This window comes from Mesorhizobium sp. AR07 (assembly GCF_024746815.1).
Taxonomy (GTDB): Bacteria; Pseudomonadota; Alphaproteobacteria; order Rhizobiales; family Rhizobiaceae; genus Mesorhizobium.
The window spans coordinates 743,861-765,078 of the sequence record NZ_CP080525.1; the positions used below are offsets into that span (position 1 = coordinate 743,861).

Sequence of the window (21,218 nt, forward strand, 5' to 3'; positions counted from 1 at the left end):
TGGTCACCAGACGACGGGGCGCTCCTTCAGCGCCACGCTGAGTGGCGCGACAATGGCCCCAGGCCGCCGGCGCTTGTGGAAGACATAGGCCGGCTGTACGCTTGCCCGGCAAATGAGCGTTTTGGCAGGAGGAAGCCCATGTCTGTTGCCCGCGTCACCGAAATCACATCGTCGTCGAAGAAGAGCTTTCAGGACGCCATCGAAAAGGGAATCGCGCGCGCCTCAAAAACCCTGAAGAACGTCGAAGGCGCCTGGATCCAGGATCAGAAGATCGTCGTCGAGGACGGCAAGATCGCCGCCTATCGCGTCAACATGAAGGTCACCTTCATCCTGGCGGAGTGACCCGCTGCCGCCGAAAAAGTCGGGAACTTTCGATCGCCCCCCTCATTGTCAAAGTCTAATGCATGTCGCCCAAAAGTGCGCAGCGGTTTTGGGACAACGACATGCATAAAACAAAAACCTAAAGCGCGCGCGTGAATCCGCTTCAACGCGACGCGCTTTAGGTCAACGACAACGAGGAGCACATCATGACAACCCAGACAGGCCATACCAAAGCCATTGCCGCTTCGCGAGTCATCGGCACGTCGGTCTACAACACCGAAGGCAAAAGTATCGGCAGCATCGAGGACATCATGCTCGACAAGACGTCGAACGGCATCATGTTCGCGGTGATCGGTTTTGGCGGCTTTCTCGGCATCGGCGAGAAATACCACGCCATTCCGTGGGCCAGCCTCGACTATGACAAGGACAAGGGCGGCTATGTCGTGCCTTTCTCCAAGGATCAGTTGAAGGCCGCACCCGCCTATTCGATCGACGAACTGGCCGGTGCGGATGGCGAGACGGCGCGCGACGCGTCCTATGACTACTACAAGGTCACGCCTTACTGGCATTGACGGCCAAAGCAAAAAGGCCCGTCGAGACAGACCGTCTCGACGGGCCTTTTGGGTTCGATGCGGCGCCTATTCGCTGATGTGCAAGGGCGCTACCGCCTTGGGCGGCGACTGCTGATTGTCGCACGACGTCAGAAACGCCGCCGCGATCAGGAACAAACTCACGATACCGCTCAACTGGGACATGGCGAAACTCCTCCTGTTTCGCCCCGCGCACACGCACCATAGCGGCAAGCTGGGTCCACCGTACATGACTTATGATGACAGCGATTTGCGCTTCGTGAATCGCCTGATCTGAGGCCCCGGCAATAATCGCGAGCCGGCCGATTGCCTTTTGCGGCACTTTGGCTAAGACGTGCGCGACGCTTTTTCAGATCAATCGAGGACATCGCAATGACCGCCATCATCGACATTGTCGGGCGTGAAATCCTGGACAGCCGTGGAAATCCGACCGTTGAGGTCGATGTCGTTCTCGAAGACGGCTCGATGGGCCGCGCGGCGGTGCCGTCCGGCGCTTCGACCGGCGCGCACGAGGCCGTCGAACTGCGCGATGGCGGTGCCCGCTATCTCGGCAAGGGCGTGCTCAAGGCCGTTGAGGCCGTCAATGGCGAGCTGTTCGAGGCGATCGGCGGCATGGAAGCCGAGAACCAGATCCACATCGATCAGACCATGATCGAGCTCGACGGCACGCCCAACAAGAGCCGGCTCGGCGCCAACGCCATCCTCGGCGTCTCGCTGGCGGTGGCCAAGGCCGCGGCCGATGCCGCCGGCCTGCCGCTCTACCGTTATGTCGGCGGCACCAAGGCACATGTCCTGCCGGTGCCGATGATGAACATCATCAATGGCGGCGCCCATGCCGACAACCCGATCGACTTCCAGGAATTCATGATCCTGCCGATCGGTGCACCGACGCTGCGCGAAGGTGTTCGCTGGGGCTCGGAAATCTTCCACACGCTGCGCAAGAAGCTGAAGGATGCCGGACATAACACCAATGTCGGCGACGAAGGCGGCTTTGCCCCGAACCTGAAGAGCGCGCCGGTGGCGCTCGACTTCATCATGGAATCGATCGAGAAGGCCGGCTTCAAGCCGGGCGAGGAGATCGCGCTCGGCCTCGATTGCGCGGCGACCGAGTTCTTCAAGGACGGCAACTACGTCTATGAGGGCGAGAAAAAGACGCGCGACCCCAAGGCCCAGGCCAAATACCTGGCCAAGCTTGCCGCCGACTATCCGATCATTTCGATCGAGGACGGGCTTGCCGAGGATGACTGGGAAGGCTGGAAGTACCTGACCGACCTGATCGGCAAGAAGACCCAGCTGGTCGGCGACGACCTGTTCGTCACCAACACCGCGCGTCTGCGCGACGGCATCCGCATGGGCGTTGCCAATTCGATCCTGGTCAAGGTCAACCAGATCGGCTCGCTGACCGAAACGCTCGACGCTGTCGAGACCGCGCACAAGGCCGGCTACACCGCCGTCATGTCGCATCGTTCGGGCGAAACCGAGGATTCGACCATCGCCGATCTCGCCGTCGCCACCAATTGCGGGCAGATCAAGACCGGCTCGCTGTCGCGCTCGGACCGCATGGCCAAATACAACCAGCTGATCCGCATCGAGGAAGAACTCGGCAAGCAGGCGCGCTATGCCGGCAAGTCGGTGGTGAAGGGCTGATCCGAAAACACGCGTATCCCCGGATAGCGCATGAAAGGGCGGGAGCATTCCCGCCCTTTTTCATTTCGGCACCCCCAGGTCGGTCATCCGTAACCGTCCGTTAAGCACAATCGGGCGAAAAAGACCGTGAGCCGCATGAGTTCGCGGCCGCGAGGATTCGGGTCATGTGGACGCGTCAGCACAAGCAGAGAAACACCGGTCGGCTGATCATTCCCTCGCTCTGCGTGGCGTTCCTGGCCTATTTCGGCTTTCACGCCTATCACGGCGAATTCGGCATCAATTCGAAATATCAGCTGGAGGCCCAGACGGTTGCGCTGCAAGGTCAGCTCGATAAGATCAAGGCACGTCGGATGGAGCTCGAACGCCGCGTTCGGCTCATGCACGAAGGGACGCTCGAGAAGGACATGCTCGACGAGCAGGCGCGCAAGGCGCTCAATCTGTCCCAGGCTGACGAAATCACCATCATGTTGCCGGCCTCGACAAAGTAACCGATATCAAGTTAATCGCCAATATTTTCAATGTTTTTAATCGCTTAGGAGCATGCCAGCTATGCAAATTCGGCATAGCGCAACGCTTTAACGCATGTTAGCCTCCCTGAAATCGGTGGGGAGGGAGCTGATCTCCCCAGAGCAGGTTCATCTTGCTCTAATGTCCGCAAAGAGACGCCAACAGGGAGTGATGCATGGCTACCGCCGCCAGAAAAGCGCCTGCCAAATCCAAATCCGACGGTAAATCGGGGCTTTCGGCCCCCAAGCCAGCCGAATTCACCAAGGATGAAGAGCTTGCCGCCTACCGGCATATGCTGCTCATCCGCCGTTTCGAGGAAAAGGCCGGCCAGCTCTACGGCATGGGTTTCATCGGCGGCTTCTGCCACCTCTATATCGGCCAGGAAGCGGTCGTCACCGGCATGAAGATGGCGCTGATCGAAGGCGACCAGATGATCACCGCCTATCGCGACCATGGCCACATGCTGGCGATGGAACTGTCGCCGCGGGGCGTCATGGCCGAACTGACCGGGCGTCGTGGCGGCCTGTCACGGGGCAAGGGCGGCTCCATGCACATGTTCTCCAAGGAGAAGCATTTTTACGGCGGCCACGGCATTGTCGGCGCGCAGGTGTCGCTCGGCACCGGCCTCGCCTTCGCCAACCGCTATCGCGACAACAACAATGTGTCGCTTACCTATTTCGGTGACGGCGCGGCCAACCAGGGCCAGGTCTATGAAAGCTTCAACATGGCCTCGCTGTGGAAGCTGCCGGTGATCTACATCATCGAGAACAACCGCTATGCCATGGGCACCTCGGTCTCGCGCTCGTCGGCGGAGACAGACTTCTCGCATCGCGGCGCCTCGTTCAAGATTCCCGGCATCCAGGTCGACGGCATGGATGTGCGCGCCGTCAAGGCGGCCGGCGACCTGGCCACCGAATGGTGCCGCTCCGGCAACGGCCCGCTGATCCTCGAAATGCAGACCTATCGCTATCGCGGCCACTCGATGTCCGATCCGGCGAAATATCGTTCGAAGGAGGAAGTGCAGAAGATGCGCTCCGAGCACGACCCGATCGAACAGGTCAAGGCGCGGCTGATCGAGAAGAAGTGGGCTGGTGAAGACGAACTCAAGACCATCGACAAGGAGGTCAGAGACATCGTCGCCGACGCCGCCGAATTTGCCCAGAACGACGCGGAGCCGGATCCGTCCGAGCTCTGGACCGATATCGTATTGTAACGGGAGGGCAAGGACATGCCGATCGAAATTCTCATGCCCGCTCTCTCGCCGACCATGGAAGAGGGCAATCTTTCCAAGTGGTTGAAGAACGAGGGTGACAAGGTCGTCGCCGGCGACGTCATCGCCGAGATCGAAACCGACAAGGCGACGATGGAAGTCGAAGCCGTCGACGAAGGCACGCTGGGCAAGATCCTGATCGCCGCCGGCACCGAAGGCGTCAAGGTCAACACACCGATCGCGGTGTTGCTGCAGGACGGCGAAAGTGCCGCCGCTCTTACCTCCCCCTCTGATGGGGGAGGTCGCGCCGCAGGCGCGGGTGGGGGTGAACCCGCCGCCGTAACCCCCACCCCGGCCGGCGCGCCGGCCGACCCTCCCCACAAGGGGGAGGGTAAGGCTGCACCTGTCGCGGCCGCCCCGAAGACGGAAATCGCCGCCGATCCGGACATTCCGGCCGGCACGGAAATGGTCTCGACCACGGTGCGCGAAGCGTTGCGCGATGCCATGGCCGAGGAGATGCGCCGCGACGGCGATGTCTTCGTCATGGGCGAGGAGGTCGCCGAATATCAGGGCGCCTACAAGATCACGCAAGGGTTGCTACAGGAGTTCGGGCCGCGACGCGTCGTCGACACGCCGATCACCGAACACGGCTTTGCCGGCGTCGGCGTCGGCGCGGCGATGGCCGGGCTCAGACCGATCGTCGAGTTCATGACCTTCAACTTCGCCATGCAGGCGATCGACCAGATCATCAATTCCGCAGCCAAGACGCTTTACATGTCCGGCGGCCAGATGGGTGCGCCGATCGTGTTCCGCGGACCGAACGGCGCCGCCGCACGCGTCGCCGCCCAGCATTCGCAGTGCTACGCCGCCTGGTACAGCCACATTCCGGGCCTTAAGGTCGTGATGCCCTACACCGCCGCCGACGCCAAGGGTTTGCTCAAGGCGGCGATCCGCGATCCCAATCCGATCATCTTCCTCGAGAACGAAATCCTCTACGGCCAGTCCTTCGATGTGCCGAAGCTGGATGATTTCGTGCTGCCGATCGGCAAGGCGCGCATCCACAAATCAGGCAAGGACGTCACCATCGTTTCCTTCGGCATCGGCATGACCTATGCGGTGAAGGCTGAAGCCGAGCTGCGCGGCATGGGTATCGATGCGGAGATCATCGACCTGCGCACGATCCGCCCGCTCGACCTCGACACCATCATCACCTCTGTCAAGAAGACCAACCGGCTGATCGTCGTGGAAGAGGGGTATCCGCAGAGTTCGGTGGGCGACCATATCGCCAACCAGGTGTCGCAGCGCGCCTTCGATTTCCTCGATGCGCCGGTCATCACCATTGCCGGCAAGGACGTGCCTATGCCCTATGCGGCGAACCTCGAAAAGCTGGCATTGCCCAATGTCGGCGAGGTCATCGAGGCGGTCAAAGCCGTCACGTATCGCTGAATCGGGCGGGAGGACAAAATGCCAATCAACATCACCATGCCGGCGCTCTCCCCCACGATGGAAGAGGGCAATCTGTCCAAGTGGCTCGTCAAGGAAGGCGACAAGGTTTCGCCGGGCGATGTCATCGCCGAGATCGAGACCGACAAGGCGACGATGGAAGTCGAGGCTGTCGACGAAGGCATTGTCGCCAAGCTCGTCGTTCCGGCCGGCACCGAGGGCGTCAAGGTCAATGCGCTGATCGCCGTGCTTGCTGCCGAAGGTGAGGACGCAGGAGCCGCCGCGAAAAGCGGTGGTGCCGCCGCACCAGCGAAAGCGGAAGCCAAGCAGGACAAAGCGCCAATCTCCCCACCTGTGGGGGAGATGTCGACGAAGTCGACAGAGGGGGGCGCTGTCTCGCCTGCGTCTCAGCCTGTCGCGCCCCCCTCTGCCCTGCCGGGCATCTCTCCCTCAAGGGGGGAGATCGGCCAATCACAGGGTGAAGGGCGCACCTTCGCCTCGCCGCTCGCGCGCCGTATCGCCAAGGAGGCCGGCGTCGATGTTTCTGCCGTGACCGGCACCGGCCCGCATGGCCGCGTGGTGAAGGCCGATGTCGATGCGGCGATTGCCGGTGGCGGCGCCAAGCCTGCCGCCAAGGCAGCGCCCGCAGGCGCACCAGTGGCTCCGGCTGCTGCTCCTGCCCCGGCAGTAAAGGCGATGTCGGACGAGCAGGTGCTGAAACTGTTCGAGCAAGGCTCTTATGAGCTCGTCCCGCATGACAACATGCGCAAGACCATCGCGCGCCGCCTCGTCGAGGCCAAGACCACCATCCCGCATTTCTACCTGACGCTCGACTGCGAGCTCGATGCGCTGCTGGCCCTGCGCACGCAGATCAACGCGGCAGCGCCAATGAAGAAGACCGACAAGGGTGATGCCCCCGCCTACAAGCTGTCGGTCAACGACATGGTGATCAAGGCGATGGCCATGGCGCTGAAGGCGGTGCCGGATGCCAATGCCTCATGGACCGAAAGCGCCATGGTCAAGCACAAGCACGCCGATGTCGGCGTCGCCGTGTCGATCCCGGGTGGCCTGATCACGCCGATCATTCGGCATGCGGACGAAAAGACGCTTTCCACCATCTCCAACGAGATGAAGGATCTGGCCAGCCGCGCCCGCAGCCGCAAGCTGAAGCCGGAAGAGTATCAGGGCGGCACCACGGCGGTGTCGAACCTCGGCATGTTCGGCATCAAGGACTTTGCCGCCGTCATCAACCCGCCGCATGCGACGATCCTGGCGGTCGGCGCCGGCGAGGAGCGGGCGGTGGTCAAGAATGGCGAGATCAAGATTGCCACCGTGATGTCGGTGACGCTGTCGACCGATCATCGCGCCGTCGATGGCGCACTCGGTGCCGAACTGCTGGTCGCCTTCAAGCGGCTGATCGAAAACCCGATGGGCATGCTGGTCTAGGAAGGGAGAGGGCGGTGCGGACATTCTTCACCAGCCTTTTCGCTTTCATCATTTCCGGTTTGGCCGGCGGCCTGGTCGCCCAGCAATTGGCCGTCATTACCAACGCGCAGGAAGAATATATCCTCGTCTTCATGGCGTCGGTGCTGGTGACGATCGTCTTGACCTTCATCTTCTTCGTGGCCCAGTTCATGACCGATCCGCTGGCTGCGGTCGACAAAACGGGGATGTGGTCGCTGATCGTCCTTGCCGTGCTGATTGGGCTGCTGATCGCCCTCATCCTCTACACTGACGCCAGCATGACGGCAGTGAAGGGGGACATTCCGATGATTATCGGCCTTGGCCTGCCGGGCCTGGTGACCATTCTGGTGCAATGGCTGTTCGTGCACTGGCGGGTGAGACACGGTTTGACTAACGCGCGGGTGAGCGGATGAAGACGGTTCTTTGCTACGGCGACTCGCTGACCTGGGGCTACAACGCCGAAGGTGGCCGCCATGCGCTGCAGGACCGTTGGCCAAGCGTACTGCAGGCCGGGCTCGGCGGTGGCGTCGAAGTCATCGCCGAAGGCCTCAACGGCCGCACCACGGCCTTTGACGATCATCTGGCCGGCGCGGATCGCAACGGCGCCAGGCTGCTGCCGACAATCCTGATGACGCATGCGCCGATCGATGTGGTTGTCATCCTGCTCGGCGCCAATGACATGAAGCCGTGGATCCACGGCAATCCGGTCGCCGCCAAACAAGGCATCCAGCGGTTGATCGACATCGTGCGCGGCCACGACTATCCGTTCGACTGGCCGGCGCCGCAGGTCCTGATCGTTTCGCCGCCTGCCGTCAGCCGTACCGACAATGCCGAATTCAAGGAAATGTTCGCCGGCGGCGACGAGGCTTCGACGCGGTTGGCGCCGCTCTACGCCGCTCTTGCCGATGAGGCCGGCTGCGGCTTCTTCGACGCCGGCAGCGTGGCGCAAACCACACCGCTCGACGGCGTCCACCTCGATGCCGAAAACACGCGAAACATCGGCACGGCGCTGGCGCCTCTCGTGCGCATCATGCTGGAATTGTGAATCAAGGAGAAGAACCGTGGCTGAGAACTACGACGTCATCATCATCGGCTCCGGCCCTGGCGGCTATGTCACGGCGGTGCGTTCCGCCCAGCTCGGCTTCAAGACGGCGATCGTCGAGCGCGAGCATCTCGGCGGCATATGCCTCAACTGGGGCTGCATTCCGACCAAGGCGCTGCTGCGCTCGGCCGAGATCATGCACTATTCGGATCACCTGAAGGATTACGGGCTGAAGCTCGACGGCAAGGTCAGCGTCGACACGTCAGCCGTGGTCGACCGCTCGCGAAAAGTCTCGCTGCGGCTCAATGGCGGCGTTGCCTTCCTGATGAAGAAGAACAAGGTCGATGTGATCTGGGGCGAGGCCAAGCTCTCGAAGGCTCCTTCCGGTGACAAATTGGGCGAAATCGTCGTCTCCAAGACGGCCAAGAAGCCGATGGAGCCGCAGCCGCCGGTGCCGAAGGGCGTCAAGGGCGAGGGCACCTACACTGCCAAGCACATCATCCTGGCGACCGGCGCCCGGCCGCGCGCGCTGCCCGGCATCGAGCCGGATGGCAAGCTGATCTGGACCTATTTCGAGGCGATGGTGCCGAAGGAAATGCCGAAGTCGCTGCTGGTGATGGGTTCGGGCGCCATCGGCATCGAATTCGCCTCCTTCTATCGCACCATGGGTGCCGAAGTGACTGTCGTGGAATTGCTGCCGGCGGTGATGCCGGTCGAGGACGCCGAAGTCTCGAAATTCGCGCAAAAGCAATTCGAAAAGCAAGGCATGAAGATCATCCTCGAGGCTAAGGTCACCAAGGTCGAGAAAGGCGCGAACTCGGTCACCGCGCATGTCGAGATGAAGGACGGCAAGGTCGAGAAGATCACCGCCGACCGCATGATCTCGGCCGTCGGGGTGCAGGGCAACATCGAGAATCTCGGGCTCGAGGCGCTCGGCGTGAAGACCGAACGCGGCTGCATCGTCGTCGACGGTTACGGCAAGACCAACGTGCCCGGCATCTATGCCATCGGCGATGTCGCGGGCCCGCCGATGCTTGCCCACAAGGCCGAACACGAGGGCGTTGTGTGCGTCGAAAAGATCGCCAGCTTCCCCGGCGTTCATGCCATCGACAAGCTGAAGATTCCCGGCTGCACCTATTGCAATCCGCAGGTCGCCTCCGTCGGCCTGACGGAAGCCAAGGCCAAGGCCGAGGGCAAGGACATCAGGGTCGGACGCTTCCAGTTCGCCGCCAATGGCAAGGCCATCGCGCTCGGCGAGGACCAGGGATTCATCAAGACCATCTTCGACAAGAAGACCGGTCAGTTGCTCGGCGCGCATATGGTTGGCGCCGAAGTGACCGAATTGATCCAGGGTTTTGTCGTGGCGATGAATCTCGAAACGACCGAGGAAGAACTGATGCACACCATCTTCCCGCATCCGACGCTGTCGGAGATGATGAAGGAAAGCGTGCTTGACGCCTATGGCCGTGCGCTCAACGCGTGATAGATTGAGCGCGCTGGACCCGATGGAACCCAGTGGCAAGGCAGTTCGTTTGCGGATGCGTTTTCATCCATCACACAAGGAGAAGGCATATGCACTTGAATGGCGTCGGCTGGATAGCAGCAATCATTATCGGCGGCCTGGCAGGCTGGTTCGCCGAAATGTTCATGAAGAGCAACACCGGCATCGTCATGAACATTGTTCTGGGCATCGTCGGCGCGATCGTGCTGAACGCCATTCTGCAGGCGCTCAACATCGGTGTCTTCGGTATCGGCTGGACCGCCTATCTGATCACCGGCTTCATCGGCGCCTGCCTGCTGATCTGGGTCGGGCGCCTGGTGCGCCGTTAACATCGCTGAAGAGCTGCTATGCGAAAAAGGCTGTCGCGGCATGCATTGCGGCGGCCTTTTTCTTTGCGCTGAAAAGTCTTAGATGACGTTATGACAGCGAGCGCCGGGCTGGCGGTCGCCAATAAACCAGGTTTCCAGATGGTCACTGTCCTCGATACGATCGCCAACGCACCGCGCTTGCGGCACCCGGAAAAGGCGCACAAGCCCGATCAGGAGGTGCTGCGCAAGCCCGACTGGATCCGCGTCAAGGCGCCGGTCTCGAAGGGCTATGCCGAGACCCGCGAGATCGTGAAGTCGCACAAGCTGGTGACGGTCTGCGAAGAGGCCGGCTGTCCCAACATCGGCGAGTGCTGGGAGAAGAAGCACGCCACCTTCATGATCATGGGCGAGATCTGCACGCGCGCCTGCGCCTTTTGCAACGTCGCCACTGGCATCCCGACAGCACTCGATGCCGACGAGCCGGCCCGCGTCGCGCATGCCGTCAAGCAGATGGGCCTGACCCATGTCGTCATCACCTCGGTCGACCGTGACGATCTGGCCGATGGCGGCGCACGGCATTTCGCCGAGGTGATCCGCGCCATCAGGGCGGCGACGCCGTTGACGACGATCGAAATCCTGACGCCAGATTTCCTGCGCAAGGAAGGCGCGCTGGAGATCGTCGTGGCGGCCAAGCCTGACGTGTTCAATCACAATCTGGAGACAGTGCCGTCGAACTATCTGACGGTTCGTCCGGGCGCCCGCTATTTCCACTCGATCAGGCTGTTGCAGCGGGTCAAGGAACTCGACCCGTCGATCTTCACCAAGTCCGGCATCATGGTGGGTCTGGGCGAAGAGCGGAACGAAATCCTGCAGCTGATGGACGATCTGCGTTCGGCCAATGTCGACTTCATGACCATCGGCCAGTATCTGCAGCCGTCGAAGAAGCACCATCCGGTGATCCGCTTCGTCACGCCGGAGGAGTTCAAGTCCTTCGAGACGATCGGCCGGACCAAGGGATTTCTGCTGGTGGCGTCGAGCCCGCTGACGCGCTCGTCGCATCACGCCGGCGACGATTTCGCCAGGCTGCGCGCGGCGCGGGAAGCGCTTCTCAAGAAATCGCTCTAGTGCATGTCGCCCAAAAGTGACCTCGGTTTTGGGAGAACGACATGCATAAAAACAACGAACCTAAAGCGCGTCGCATGAATCCGCTTCGACGCGACGCGCTTTAGAGCGGGTTTCATGCCGAAATTCGAAGCCACCCGCCGCGTTGCCCATACGCCGCAACAGATGTTCGCACTGGTTGCCGATATCGAGGCCTATCCGCAATTCCTGCCGCTTTGTGAGGCGCTGTCGGTGCGCTCGCGCAAGGAGCGTGATGGACGCACGGTTCTCCTCGCCGACATGAGCATCGGCTACAAGGCGATCCGCGAAACCTTCACGACGCAGGTGCTGCTGAAGCCCGACGAGAACACCATCGACGTGAAGTATATCGATGGCCCGTTCAAATATCTGAGCAATGTCTGGCGTTTCGAACCGGATGGCGGCGGCTGCGCCGTCCGCTTCTTCATCGACTATGAGTTCAAGAGCCGCATTCTGGGCGCGGTGATGGGAACCATGTTCGATCGCGCCTTCCGCATGTTCGCCGAGGCTTTCGAGAAGCGCGCCGACGTCATCTACGGTACAGCGCTGTCGGCCTGATGCATGTCGCCCAAAAGTGCGCAGCGGTTTTGGGAACGACGACATGCACAAATACAAGGACTTAAAGCGCGTCGCGCTTTAACGCTGGCCGAGCGCCCGCAGACCCAATTCCAACGCATGCCTGACCGTTTCCTGGCGGATGAAATCGCGACCCTTGTCGGCAAACAATTTGTGTTCGGCGGTCACGGTCTCGCCGTCTATGCCAACGCCGAACCAGACCAGGCCGACGGGTTTTTCCGCCGAACCGCCGCCGGGGCCGGCGATGCCGGTGACCGCCAGGGTCAGCCCCGCGCGCGAACGGGCAAGCGCGCCCTTTGCCATCTCGATCGCCGTCTCGCGGGAAACCGCGCCATGCGCATCAAGCGTGGCAGCGGACACACCGAGCATGTCCATCTTGGCCTCGTTTGAATAGGTGATGAAGCCGCGATCGACAACGGCGGAGGAGCCGGCGATGTCGGTGAGCGCTGCGATGATCATCCCGCCTGTGCAGCTTTCGGCCGTCGCCAGCATGATGCCGCGCTTTTGGCAGGCTTGCAGCAGCGCATTTGCCATGTCGTTGCTGTTCATTCCGGCACCTCGCCCGGAAACACCACGCTGGCGGTGGCGATGGCAGCTATGCCTTCCTCGCGCCCGACAAAGCCGAGCTTTTCGTTGGTTGTCGCCTTGATCGAGATGCGGTCCGGCGAAATTGCCAGCATCCGCGACAGGGCCGCCGTCATCGCCTCGCGATGCGGGCCGACGCGCGGCGCCTCGCAGATCAGCGTGATGTCGGCATTGGCGATGCGGCCGCCGCGCTCGCGCACAAGTTTTGCCGCATGCTCGACGAAGATATGTGAGGCAGCGCCTTTCCACTGCGGGTCGGATGGCGGGAAGTGCGTGCCGATGTCGCCGGCGCTGCACGTCGCCAGCAACGCATCGGTCAATGCGTGCAGGCCGACATCGGCGTCGGAATGGCCGGACAGTTTCCTGTCATGCGGAATAGCGACGCCGCACAGTGTGACGCGGTCGCCGGGTTCGAAGGCGTGGACGTCGTAGCCATTGCCGGTTCTTATGTCGGGAAAGCGCACGCGTTCGCCGGAAAGCCGCTGGTCAGCCATCGCAATATCCCGTGCCCAGGTGAGTTTGACATTGTCCGGCGAGCCCGGAACGATTTTTACCGGCATTTGCGCCCATTCGGCGATTGCCGCGTCGTCGGTGAAGTCCGTCTTTCCCAGATGATGGGCTTTCTCGTGCGCGGCGAGGATCAGCCAGAACGGAAAGCCCTGTGGCGTCTGGGCGGCATGAAGCCCGCTGCGCGAAACGGTTTCCCCGACCGCGCCGCCCGCCGACTCGCGCTTCAGCGTGTCGGCGACGGGTAGGGCGGGCAAGGCGCCCTCGTGTTCGCCGATGGCGGCGATGGTGCGGTCGATCAACTCCGCATCGACGAATGGACGGACGGCGTCGTGGATCAGAACCTGGTCCGGCGCGTGGCCTCTCAACGCAAGCAGGCCGAGCCGGACGGATTCCTGCCTGGTTGCCCCGCCAATGACGGCGGTCACGCGCTCAGCATTGGCGCCCGCCGCTTGCCGGAACAATTCGTGGTCGTCGGCGTGGATGGCGACAACAATCTGGCCCGTTTGCGGATGGGCCAGAAACATGTCCAGCGTATGCGCAATCACGGCGCGGCCGCCGATGTTTTGGTATTGCTTGGGACCGTTGGCCTGCCCGGCACGCGCGCCGCGGCCGGCGGCGACGATCACCACCGCGACCTTGCCGTCCTCACTCGAAACGTGATTTTCACTTGCGACAGTCATGCCGATTGGCTTAGCGCACGATCCCGAAAAGTGTAATCGGTTTTCGGAAAAGATCGTGCGCCAAATATGAACATCCAAAGCGTCCCTTGCGCGTCCTGAAGGGCGCGCGGCGCTTTGGTCGCGGCCAAAGCCGAAGGCCAGCATTTTCCCAATTGCGCCTTAATGTGGCGTCATTCCGCGTTGCACATTGCGACGGTTCTGGCTAGAGAATGTGCAACGAATGAACATGCTTGGTTTTTGTGCATGCCTGACTTGACCAAATTGGCCGCGCCTCTCGATGTCGGCGGCGTGCAAATCCGCAATCGCGTGTTCCTGGCGCCGATGTCGGGGATATCGGATGAGCCGTTCCGCCGGCGTGCCCACGCACATGGCGCCGGCTTGGTCGTGTCCGAAATGGTGGCCAGCGGCGAGCTTGCCAAGGGCAGGGCGGGTTTCGACCTGCGCATCCGTCATTCCGGCCTGCCGGTTCACATGGTGCAGCTTGCCGGCCGCGAGGCGGCGCATATGGCCGAGGGCGCGCGTATAGCCGCTGGCGAAGGCGCCGACATCATCGACATCAACATGGGCTGCCCGGCCAAGAAGGTCACCGGCGGCTATGCCGGCTCGGCACTGATGCTGGATCTCGACCATGCGCTGTCGCTGATCGACGCCGTGGTCGGCGCGGTCAAGGTGCCGGTAACGGTCAAGATGCGGCTCGGCTGGGACGAAGGCGCGCTCAACGCGCCAATGCTGGCGCGCCGTGCCGAACAGGCAGGCGTCAGGATGGTGACCGTGCACGGTCGCACGCGCTGCCAGTTCTACCAGGGCAAGGCCGACTGGCGCGCCATCGCCCGGGTCAAGGAAGCGGTGTCCATCCCGGTCGTTGCCAATGGCGATGTTTGCTCCCCGGCTGAAGCCATCGAAATCCTCGACCAGTCCGGCGCCGACGCGGTGATGGTCGGCCGCGCGCATTATGGGGCGCCCTGGATCGCCGGCAGCATCGCGGCGGCCGCGATAGGCGCAACAGTGCCTAACGTCCCGCAGAGCCCTACGGCGCTGGCTGACTATATCGTCTCCCACTACGAGGACATGCTGGCGCTCTATGGCGTCGAGAGCGGCCTGCGCCAGGCGCGCAAGCACCTTGGCTGGTATCTCGATCGTCATGCCGGCGGCATCGCCGACGACAGCCGAAAAGCCATTCTGACGACATTCGAGCCCGCGCGCGCCATCGCGTTGCTGCGTGATGTGTTTTCGCGCGATCCGCAACCGTTGAACCTGCGGAGCGCCGCATGAACGCCGCCGCGGGCCAGGGTACCGAAATGGCGGATGCCGCCCAGATCGTGCTCAACACCATCCGCCGCCCGGTGATCATGATCAGCGAACAAGGGTTCATCACCTTCGCCAATGCCGATGCCGAGGACTTTTTTCGCTCGAGCGCGACAATGCTGGCGCGCAACACGCTGTCCAAGTTGATCCCCTTCGGCAGCCCGCTGCTGACGCTCGTCGATCAGGTGCGCGAGCGTCGCGCTCCGGTCAACGAGTATCGGGTCGACGTGTCGTCGCCGCGTCTCGGCATCGAGAAGGTCGTCGATCTCTATGTCGCACCGGTGCCGGAATTTCCGGGCTCCGTCGTGGTGATGTTCCAGGAACGGTCGATGGCCGACAAGATCGACCGGCAGATGACGCATCGCGGCGCGGCACGCTCGGTGACCGGTCTGGCGGCGATGCTCGCCCATGAGATCAAGAACCCGCTTTCCGGCATCCGCGGTGCCGCCCAGCTGCTCGAACTGTCGGCTTCCGACGAGGACCGCGCGCTGACGCGGCTGATCACCGACGAGACGGATCGCATCGTGTCGCTGGTCGATCGCATGGAGGTGTTTTCCGACGAGCGGCCGATCGATCGCTACCCCGTCAACATCCATGTCGTTCTCGACCATGTGAAGGCGATCGCCAAGAACGGTTTTGCCAAGAGAATCAAGATAATGGAGGACTATGATCCTTCATTGCCTCCGGTATTTGCCAACCGCGACCAGCTCATCCAGGTGTTCCTCAACCTGGTCAAGAACGCCGCCGAGGCGATCGGCAGCGACCCGCAGGGCGAGATCGTACTGTCGACCGCCTTTCGGCCTGGCATCCGCGTTTCCGTTCCGGGCACGCAGGATCGCGTATCGCTGCCGCTGGAATTCTGCGTGCGCGACAATGGCTCGGGCGTCTCGGAAGATATCTTGCCGATCCTGTTCGATCCGTTCATCACCACCAAGCCGAACGGCTCGGGGTTGGGTCTGGCGCTGGTCGCAAAGATCGTCGGCGAGCATGGCGGCATCATCGAATGCGAATCGACACCGCGCGGGACCACCTTCCGCATCCTGATGCCGGCGTGGAAAGAAGCGCCATACGGCGCCGATGAAGACGGTGAAGGAGACCGCAAATGACCGTTCGCGGCAATATTCTCGTCGCCGACGACGATGCGGCGATCCGCACCGTTCTCAACCAGGCGCTGTCGCGCGTCGGCCACGAGGTGCGCGTCACCTCCAACGCTTCGACATTGTGGCGCTGGGTGGCGGCCGGTGAGGGCGATCTGGTCATCACCGATGTGGTGATGCCGGACGAAAACGCCTTCGACATGCTGCCGCGCATCAAGAAAGCGCGGCCGGAACTGCCCGTCATCGTCATGAGTGCCCAGAACACCTTCATGACCGCTATCCGCGCATCCGAAACCGGCGCCTACGAATATCTGCCCAAGCCATTCGACCTGACCGAGCTCCTCAACATCGTCAACCGGGCGCTTTCCGAACCGCGGCGGCCGAAGATCGAAGTGCGGCCGGAAGAACAGCCCGACGCGATGCCGCTGGTCGGCCGCTCTGCTGCCATGCAGGACATTTACCGCATGCTGGCGCGCATGATGCAGACCGACCTGACGGTGATGATCTCAGGCGAATCCGGCACCGGCAAGGAGCTGGTGGCGCGCGCGCTGCATGAATATGGCCGCCGTCGCGGCGGGCCCTTCGTTGCCATCAACATGGCGGCGATCCCGCGCGACCTGATCGAATCGGAACTGTTCGGCCACGAGAAGGGCGCCTTCACCGGTGCGCAGAACCGCTCGACCGGCCGCTTCGAGCAGGCCGAGGGCGGTACGCTGTTCCTCGACGAGATCGGCGACATGCCGATGGAGGCGCAGACGCGGCTGCTGCGCGTCCTGCAGCAAGGCGAGTACACGACCGTCGGCGGCCGCACGCCGATCAAGACCGACGTGCGCATCGTCGCCGCCACCAACAAGGATCTGCGCACCCTCATCAACCAGGGGCTCTTCCGCGAGGATCTTTTCTATCGCCTCAACGTCGTGCCGCTCAGGCTGCCGGCGCTGCGCGAGCGCTCCGAGGACGTTCCCGATCTCGTCCGGCATTTCTTCAAGCTTGGCGAGATGGAAGGTCTGCAGACCAAGCGCATCTCCTCCGGCGGCATCGAATTGATGAAACGCTACCCGTGGCCCGGCAATGTGCGCGAGCTGGAAAACCTCGTGCGCAGGCTCGCCGCGCTCTATTCGCAGGACGAGATTTCCGCCGAGATCATCGAGGCGGAGCTCAAGACCGGCGAGCGCCCTGTGGTGCCGGGCGGCGGCAATCTCATTCCCGACGACCTGTCCATCGGCCAGGCGGTCGAGCACTTCCTGCAGCGTTATTTCGCTTCGTTTGCCGGCGACTTGCCGCCCGCGGGGCTCTACCAGCGGATTTTGTCCGAGGTCGAATATCCGCTGGTCCTGGCCTCGATGACGGCAACCCGCGGCAACCAGATCAAGGCCGCCGAATTGCTGGGGGTCAACCGCAACACGCTGCGCAAGAAAATCCGCGATCTCGGCGTCAACGTCTACAAATCATCGCGACAGTCCTGAACTCCTGATCCGGGCTCAGGCCTGTTTTCAGGGGACGGCTGGCGAAAGATTCCCGTCTCGGTCACACTTGTTGCATAATCGCCACAATGCGTTGCATACATCGGACGCAATCATGGCTCTAGACGGCGACATGGCTCCGCAGGCACCGACACTCAACCAACCGCTTTTCAGCGAACCCGGCACGCGTGACGGGCGCCGGCTGCTTGCGCTGCCGGGCGTGGTCGCGGTCGGCGGCGCGCTGGTGACGGCGGCGATCTCATTCGCCATCCTTGTCGGCGCCACGCCGATCACACCGAACGAATCGACGACGCTGGCGTTGATTGCCCTCAATGCCGCTTTCGTCCTGTTCCTCACCGCGCTGGTCGGACGTGAAGTGCATCGCATCCTGATGGCGCGCCGGCACGGCAAGGCGGCCTCGCGGCTGCACGTGCGCATCGTCGCCATGTTCGCACTGGTCGCCGCAATTCCCGCCATCATGGTGGCGATCATCGCCTCGATCACGCTCGACATCGGCCTCGACCGCTGGTTCGAGATCCGGACTAAGACGATTGTCAATTCGTCGCTGTCGATCGCCGACGCCTATGTCCAGGAAAACGCCCGCAACCTTCAGGGCACGACGCTGTCGATGGCCTATGATCTCGACGCGTCCAGGACGCTCTACGGCCTTGATCGGACTGGCTTTCTCGATCTCATGAACAAGGAAGCGGTGGGCCGGTCGCTGGCCCATGCGGCGCTGATCAAACCTGACGGCTCTTTCGTCATGAGCGCCAAGACCGACACAGATTTTGCCATGCCCGAGCCGCCGGAAGGCGCCGTGGCCAGCGCGGCCGACGGCAGGCCGGTGCTGATCGAGCCGAAAACGCGCAACATCATGGGCGCCATCGTCAAGCTGCGCGAGATCGAAGGCCTCTATCTCTACACCATCCGTCTCGTCGATCCCGAGGTGATCAAGGCGCGGCAGATCGTCAGATCCAACACCGATGAGTACCGCGGTCTGGAAGATAACAGGCGCACCTCGCAGGTTGCCTTCGCGCTGCCCTATCTGTCGCTGACGCTGATCATCATCCTGTCCGCCATCTGGACCGGCATCGCCGTCGCCGACCGTCTGGTGCGGCCCATTCGCCAGCTGATCGGCGCCGCCGACGAAGTCGCAACCGGCAATCTCGATGTCGCGGTTCCCGTCAGGCCTTCGGACGGCGATGTCGCCTCGCTCGGCGACACCTTCAACAAGATGTTGCTGGAACTGAAATCACAGCGCAACGAGATCCTGTCCGCAAAGGACCTGATCGACGAGCGGCGGCGCTTTTCGGAGGCGGTGCTTGCCGGTGTCACCGCCGGCGTCATCGGCGTCGATCCCTATGGCATCGTCACCATCGTCAACCGCTCGGCCGAGGCGATGCTGGCCATATCCGCCAGCGCGGCACTTGGGCAAAATCTCTCCGCCGTACTGCCGCATGTCGGCCGCGTCTTCGAAATCGGCCGCAAGTCCGGCAAGCCTGTCTACCGCGAGCAGGTGACCTTCTACCGCGCCGGCGCCGAGCGGACCTTCAACGTGCAGATCACCATCGAGGCCGGCAATGACGGCTCGGAGGAAAAATCCTATGTCGTGACGGTCGACGACATCACCGATCTGGTTCAGGCGCAACGCTCCTCCGCCTGGGCCGACGTGGCGCGGCGCATCGCGCACGAGATCAAGAATCCGCTGACGCCGATCCAGCTGTCGGCCGAGCGCATCAAGCGACGCTTCGGCAAGGTCATCACCGAGGATCGCGAGATTTTCGATCAATGCACCGACACCATCATCCGGCAGGTCGAGGACATCGGCCGCATGGTCGACGAATTCTCCGCTTTCGCTCGCATGCCCAAACCCGAGATGAAGTCCATCGACCTGCGCGAATCCCTGCGCGAGGCTTCGTTCCTGGTCGAAGTCAGCCGCGCCGACATTGCTTTCGAACGCGTGTTCGGCAACGAGCCGCTCAAGGGCACTTTCGACAGCCGTCTGATGGCGCAGGCTTTCGGCAATGTGATCAAGAACGCCGCCGAGGCGATCGACGGGCTCGAACAGAAGGACGGTTCGCACGGCATAATCCGGATTCAAGCCGGGCGCCAGAATGGCGCGATTCGCATCGACGTCATCGACAATGGCAAAGGCCTGCCGCGCGAGAATCGCCAAAGGCTGCTGGAGCCCTATATGACCACACGCGAGAAGGGCACCGGGCTCGGTCTCGCTATCGTCAAGAAGATCGTGGAGGACCATGGTGGCAGGCTGGAACTTCATGACGCCCCCGCGGATTTCCACAATGGGCGGGGCGCGATGATCAGCATCATCCTGCCGCCTGCCGTCGCCGCGTCTCCACGTAGCGACAGCAGGACGCAGAACGAACGAGAAACTGAAAAGGTCGGTAATGGCGTCTGATATTCTCATCGTCGATGACGAGGAAGACATCCGTGAACTCGTCGCGGGCATCCTGAGCGACGAAGGTCACGAAACCCGTACGGCATTCGATGCCGACAGCGCGTTGGCGGCGATCGCCGACCGGGCGCCGCGGCTGATTTTCCTCGACATCTGGCTGCAGGGCTCGCGTCTGGACGGGCTGGCGCTGCTTGATGAGATCAAGACGATGCACCCGACCTTGCCGGTGGTGATGATCTCCGGCCACGGCAACATCGAAACGGCGGTCTCCGCTATCCGTCGCGGCGCCTATGACTTCATCGAAAAGCCGTTCAAGGCCGACAGGCTGATCCTCATCGCCGAGCGTGCGCTCGAGACCTCGAAATTGCGGCGCGAGGTTTCCGACCTCAAGCAGCGCAGCGGCGAAACCTTCGATCTGATCGGCATGTCGTCGGCGATGAGCCAGTTGCGCCAGACCATCGAGCGCGTCGCGCCGACCAACAGCCGCGTCATGATCATCGGCCCCTCCGGCTCAGGCAAGGAACTGGCCGCGCGCGCCATCCACACGCTGTCGGCGCGCAAGACCGCACCGTTCGTGACGCTGAGCGCCGCCAACATCACGCCCGAGCGCATGGAGATCGAGCTGTTCGGCACCGAATCGAATGGCGTCGAGCGCAAGGTCGGCGCGCTCGAGGAGGCCCATCGCGGCATTCTCTACATCGACGAAGTGGCCGACATGCCGCGCGAGACGCAAAACAAGATCCTGCGCGTGCTGGTCGAACAGCAGTTCGAGCGGGTAGGGGGCACCAAGCGGGTCAAGGTCGACGTCCGCATCATTTCCTCGACCTCGCAGAACCTCGAAGCGATGATTGCCGACGGGCGTTTCCGCGAGGATCTCTATCATCGCCTGGCGGTGGTTCCGGTCATGGTGCCGGGGCTGGCCGAGCGGCGCGAGGACATTCCCTACCTCGTCGACAATTTCATGAAGCAGATCGCACGCCAGGCCGGCATCAAGCCGCGTCGCATCGGCGATGACGCGCTGGCGGTGCTGCAGGCACACAACTGGCCGGGCAACGTCCGCCAGCTGCGCAACAATGTCGAACGCCTGATGATCCTGGCGCGCGGCGACGATGTCGATGCACCGATCACCGCCGACCTGTTGCCATCCGAGATCGGCGATGTGATGCCGCGCACGCCGAATCAATCCGACCAGCACATCATGGCGCTGCCGCTGCGCGAGGCGCGTGAACAGTTCGAGAAGGACTATCTGATCGCCCAGATCAACCGCTTCGGCGGCAACATCTCGAAAACCGCCGAGTTCATCGGCATGGAGCGCTCCGCTTTGCATCGCAAGCTGAAGTCGCTGGGCGTCTAGAGCAATTCCAGGAAAAGTGTGAAACGGTTTTCCGTCCGGAATTGCGTCAACGCTCTAGA

At 62.4% G+C, this 21,218-nt stretch carries 20 protein-coding genes; 18 read left to right on the plus strand and 2 right to left on the minus strand.

The genetic code is table 11. From position 1 onward, the window contains the following. Positions 1 to 138: 138 nt before the first annotated feature. The 13 genes from BPNPMPFG_RS03920 (at position 139) to BPNPMPFG_RS03980 (ending at position 11,731) form a co-directional block, all read left to right on the plus strand. Positions 139 to 342: a dodecin family protein gene (locus tag BPNPMPFG_RS03920; RefSeq protein WP_027045027.1), complete on the plus strand. Its 204-nt coding sequence runs from the start codon at positions 139 to 141 to the stop codon at positions 340 to 342. Between the two features lie 185 nt (positions 343 to 527). Beyond that, positions 528 to 893, plus strand: a complete 366-nt coding sequence (locus BPNPMPFG_RS03925) for a PRC-barrel domain-containing protein (RefSeq protein ID WP_258593315.1) — start codon at positions 528 to 530, stop codon at positions 891 to 893. Positions 894 to 1,283: 390 nt separating this feature from the next. Continuing rightward, complete coding sequence (gene eno / locus BPNPMPFG_RS03930; RefSeq protein WP_258593316.1) at positions 1,284 to 2,558, plus strand: phosphopyruvate hydratase; 1,275 nt, start codon at positions 1,284 to 1,286, stop codon at positions 2,556 to 2,558. Positions 2,559 to 2,722: 164 nt separating this feature from the next. Beyond that, positions 2,723 to 3,046, plus strand: coding sequence for an FtsB family cell division protein (locus BPNPMPFG_RS03935; RefSeq protein ID WP_258593317.1), 324 nt, complete (start codon positions 2,723 to 2,725; stop codon positions 3,044 to 3,046). Between the two features lie 194 nt (positions 3,047 to 3,240). Continuing rightward, a complete protein-coding gene (pdhA, locus tag BPNPMPFG_RS03940) occupies positions 3,241 to 4,278 on the plus strand; it encodes a pyruvate dehydrogenase (acetyl-transferring) E1 component subunit alpha (RefSeq protein WP_258593318.1) in 1,038 nt (345 codons plus the stop codon). 15 nt (positions 4,279 to 4,293) lie between these two features. Beyond that, positions 4,294 to 5,721, plus strand: coding sequence for a pyruvate dehydrogenase complex E1 component subunit beta (locus BPNPMPFG_RS03945; protein ID WP_258593319.1), 1,428 nt, complete (start codon positions 4,294 to 4,296; stop codon positions 5,719 to 5,721). 18 nt (positions 5,722 to 5,739) lie between these two features. Beyond that, a complete protein-coding gene (locus BPNPMPFG_RS03950; protein ID WP_258593320.1) occupies positions 5,740 to 7,164 on the plus strand; it encodes a pyruvate dehydrogenase complex dihydrolipoamide acetyltransferase in 1,425 nt (474 codons plus the stop codon). 14 nt (positions 7,165 to 7,178) lie between these two features. Then, entirely contained in the window at positions 7,179 to 7,595 is a 417-nt protein-coding gene (locus tag BPNPMPFG_RS03955) for a hypothetical protein (protein ID WP_258593321.1), read from the plus strand. After that, on the plus strand, positions 7,592 to 8,227 hold the full coding sequence (locus BPNPMPFG_RS03960) for an SGNH/GDSL hydrolase family protein (protein WP_258593322.1): 636 nt from the start codon (positions 7,592 to 7,594) through the stop codon (positions 8,225 to 8,227). The genes BPNPMPFG_RS03955 and BPNPMPFG_RS03960 overlap by 4 nt, the downstream gene beginning before the upstream one ends. Positions 8,228 to 8,243: 16 nt before the next feature. Next, positions 8,244 to 9,707: a dihydrolipoyl dehydrogenase gene (lpdA, locus tag BPNPMPFG_RS03965; RefSeq protein ID WP_258593323.1), complete on the plus strand. Its 1,464-nt coding sequence runs from the start codon at positions 8,244 to 8,246 to the stop codon at positions 9,705 to 9,707. A gap of 89 nt (positions 9,708 to 9,796) precedes the next feature. Then, positions 9,797 to 10,054, plus strand: a complete 258-nt coding sequence (locus BPNPMPFG_RS03970) for a GlsB/YeaQ/YmgE family stress response membrane protein (RefSeq protein ID WP_258593324.1) — start codon at positions 9,797 to 9,799, stop codon at positions 10,052 to 10,054. A gap of 138 nt (positions 10,055 to 10,192) precedes the next feature. Next, on the plus strand, positions 10,193 to 11,158 hold the full coding sequence (lipA, locus tag BPNPMPFG_RS03975) for a lipoyl synthase (RefSeq protein ID WP_258597055.1): 966 nt from the start codon (positions 10,193 to 10,195) through the stop codon (positions 11,156 to 11,158). 114 nt (positions 11,159 to 11,272) lie between these two features. Next, positions 11,273 to 11,731 carry a type II toxin-antitoxin system RatA family toxin gene (locus BPNPMPFG_RS03980; protein ID WP_258593325.1) on the plus strand — a complete coding sequence of 153 codons (459 nt, stop codon included), beginning with the start codon at positions 11,273 to 11,275 and terminating at the stop codon, positions 11,729 to 11,731. Positions 11,732 to 11,809: 78 nt separating this feature from the next. On the opposite strand, the gene BPNPMPFG_RS03985 is transcribed toward BPNPMPFG_RS03980, so the two are convergent. Both BPNPMPFG_RS03985 and BPNPMPFG_RS03990 read right to left on the minus strand, forming a co-directional pair. Beyond that, positions 11,810 to 12,298, minus strand: coding sequence for a CinA family protein (locus BPNPMPFG_RS03985; RefSeq protein WP_258593326.1), 489 nt, complete (start codon positions 12,296 to 12,298; stop codon positions 11,810 to 11,812). Next, entirely contained in the window at positions 12,295 to 13,524 is a 1,230-nt protein-coding gene (locus tag BPNPMPFG_RS03990; RefSeq protein ID WP_258593327.1) for a bifunctional 2-C-methyl-D-erythritol 4-phosphate cytidylyltransferase/2-C-methyl-D-erythritol 2,4-cyclodiphosphate synthase, read from the minus strand. The genes BPNPMPFG_RS03985 and BPNPMPFG_RS03990 overlap by 4 nt, the downstream gene beginning before the upstream one ends. A gap of 243 nt (positions 13,525 to 13,767) precedes the next feature. Here BPNPMPFG_RS03990 and dusB point away from each other — a divergent pair, with 243 nt between their 5' ends. The 5 genes from dusB (at position 13,768) to ntrX (ending at position 21,159) form a co-directional block, all read left to right on the plus strand. After that, positions 13,768 to 14,796, plus strand: a complete 1,029-nt coding sequence (gene dusB / locus BPNPMPFG_RS03995; RefSeq protein WP_258593328.1) for a tRNA dihydrouridine synthase DusB — start codon at positions 13,768 to 13,770, stop codon at positions 14,794 to 14,796. Beyond that, the gene (locus tag BPNPMPFG_RS04000) at positions 14,793 to 15,935 is read left to right on the plus strand and encodes a two-component system sensor histidine kinase NtrB (protein WP_258593329.1); all 1,143 of its coding nucleotides are present in this window, start codon (positions 14,793 to 14,795) and stop codon (positions 15,933 to 15,935) included. Before dusB ends, BPNPMPFG_RS04000 begins: the two co-directional genes overlap by 4 nt. Further along, positions 15,932 to 17,392 (plus strand): nitrogen regulation protein NR(I), encoded by a 1,461-nt coding sequence (ntrC, locus tag BPNPMPFG_RS04005; RefSeq protein ID WP_258593330.1) that lies wholly within the window; start codon positions 15,932 to 15,934, stop codon positions 17,390 to 17,392. Before BPNPMPFG_RS04000 ends, ntrC begins: the two co-directional genes overlap by 4 nt. Before the next feature lie 130 nt (positions 17,393 to 17,522). Continuing rightward, positions 17,523 to 19,808, plus strand: a complete 2,286-nt coding sequence (locus tag BPNPMPFG_RS04010; RefSeq protein ID WP_258597056.1) for a sensor histidine kinase NtrY-like — start codon at positions 17,523 to 17,525, stop codon at positions 19,806 to 19,808. Next, positions 19,798 to 21,159 carry a nitrogen assimilation response regulator NtrX gene (gene ntrX, locus BPNPMPFG_RS04015; protein WP_258593331.1) on the plus strand — a complete coding sequence of 454 codons (1,362 nt, stop codon included), beginning with the start codon at positions 19,798 to 19,800 and terminating at the stop codon, positions 21,157 to 21,159. The genes BPNPMPFG_RS04010 and ntrX overlap by 11 nt, the downstream gene beginning before the upstream one ends. The last annotated feature ends 59 nt before the right edge of the window (positions 21,160 to 21,218 follow it).

Coding starts and splice junctions, on each gene's coding strand:
- BPNPMPFG_RS03960 (WP_258593322.1), top strand. CDS start 7,592: ATGAAGACGGTTCTTTGCTACGGCGACTCGCTGACCTGGGGCTACAAC.
- pdhA (WP_258593318.1), top strand. CDS start 3,241: ATGGCTACCGCCGCCAGAAAAGCGCCTGCCAAATCCAAATCCGACGGT.
- BPNPMPFG_RS03925 (WP_258593315.1), top strand. CDS start 528: ATGACAACCCAGACAGGCCATACCAAAGCCATTGCCGCTTCGCGAGTC.
- BPNPMPFG_RS03920 (WP_027045027.1), top strand. CDS start 139: ATGTCTGTTGCCCGCGTCACCGAAATCACATCGTCGTCGAAGAAGAGC.
- lipA (WP_258597055.1), top strand. CDS start 10,193: ATGGTCACTGTCCTCGATACGATCGCCAACGCACCGCGCTTGCGGCAC.
- BPNPMPFG_RS03980 (WP_258593325.1), top strand. CDS start 11,273: ATGCCGAAATTCGAAGCCACCCGCCGCGTTGCCCATACGCCGCAACAG.
- BPNPMPFG_RS04000 (WP_258593329.1), top strand. CDS start 14,793: ATGAACGCCGCCGCGGGCCAGGGTACCGAAATGGCGGATGCCGCCCAG.
- BPNPMPFG_RS03935 (WP_258593317.1), top strand. CDS start 2,723: ATGTGGACGCGTCAGCACAAGCAGAGAAACACCGGTCGGCTGATCATT.
- BPNPMPFG_RS03945 (WP_258593319.1), top strand. CDS start 4,294: ATGCCGATCGAAATTCTCATGCCCGCTCTCTCGCCGACCATGGAAGAG.
- eno (WP_258593316.1), top strand. CDS start 1,284: ATGACCGCCATCATCGACATTGTCGGGCGTGAAATCCTGGACAGCCGT.
- BPNPMPFG_RS03950 (WP_258593320.1), top strand. CDS start 5,740: ATGCCAATCAACATCACCATGCCGGCGCTCTCCCCCACGATGGAAGAG.
- BPNPMPFG_RS03970 (WP_258593324.1), top strand. CDS start 9,797: ATGCACTTGAATGGCGTCGGCTGGATAGCAGCAATCATTATCGGCGGC.
- ntrX (WP_258593331.1), top strand. CDS start 19,798: ATGGCGTCTGATATTCTCATCGTCGATGACGAGGAAGACATCCGTGAA.
- BPNPMPFG_RS03990 (WP_258593327.1), bottom strand. CDS start 13,524: ATGACTGTCGCAAGTGAAAATCACGTTTCGAGTGAGGACGGCAAGGTC.
- BPNPMPFG_RS04010 (WP_258597056.1), top strand. CDS start 17,523: ATGGCTCCGCAGGCACCGACACTCAACCAACCGCTTTTCAGCGAACCC.
- dusB (WP_258593328.1), top strand. CDS start 13,768: ATGCCTGACTTGACCAAATTGGCCGCGCCTCTCGATGTCGGCGGCGTG.
- BPNPMPFG_RS03985 (WP_258593326.1), bottom strand. CDS start 12,298: ATGAACAGCAACGACATGGCAAATGCGCTGCTGCAAGCCTGCCAAAAG.
- ntrC (WP_258593330.1), top strand. CDS start 15,932: ATGACCGTTCGCGGCAATATTCTCGTCGCCGACGACGATGCGGCGATC.